Origin of the sequence: Staphylococcus sp. AS1337, assembly GCF_051408735.1 — a bacterium.
In the GTDB taxonomy this organism is placed as follows: Bacteria; Bacillota; Bacilli; order Staphylococcales; family Staphylococcaceae; genus Staphylococcus; species Staphylococcus xylosus_B.
Map to the genome: position 1 here is coordinate 1 of NZ_JBOIHZ010000019.1, position 479 is coordinate 479.

At 46.3% G+C, this 479-nt stretch carries 4 tRNA genes; all 4 read right to left on the minus strand.

Annotated elements, in window-relative coordinates:
* Positions 1–103: 103 nt before the first annotated feature.
* Positions 104–179, minus strand: a tRNA-Ala gene (locus ACSUE0_RS14515).
* Positions 180–198: 19 nt separating this feature from the next.
* Positions 199–272 (minus strand) — tRNA-Pro (locus ACSUE0_RS14520).
* 23 nt (positions 273–295) lie between these two features.
* A tRNA-Arg gene (locus ACSUE0_RS14525) sits at positions 296–372 on the minus strand.
* Between the two features lie 13 nt (positions 373–385).
* Positions 386–474, minus strand: a tRNA-Leu gene (locus ACSUE0_RS14530).
* Between the last annotated feature and the right edge of the window lie 5 nt (positions 475–479).

The following is a 479-nucleotide window of genomic DNA, read 5'->3' on the forward strand; positions in this document are numbered from 1 at the left end:
CTAACACTTGTTTTGAACCAACAATTCAATGTTGTGTTCGGAATTAACGTTGACATATTGCAATTCAGTTTTCAATGTTCATTTCTTCATTCGATAATAAATATGGTGGAGACTAGCGGGATCGAACCGCTGACCTCCTGCGTGCAAAGCAGGCGCTCTCCCATCTGAGCTAAGCCCCCATATATAATTTTAAAAGAGTCGGGAAGACAGGATTCGAACCTGCGACCCCTTGGTCCCAAACCAAGTGCTCTACCAAGCTGAGCTACTTCCCGTATTAATTTAAACATTTTAAAAATGGTGCGCCCGACAGGGGTCGAACCTGTAACCTCTTGATTCGTAGTCAAGTACTCTATCCAGTTGAGCTACGGGCGCATTATTAAAATGATGGTGCCGAGGACCGGAATCGAACCGGTACGGTGATCTCTCACCGCAGGATTTTAAGTCCTGTGCGTCTGCCAGTTCCGCCACCCCGGCAAAAA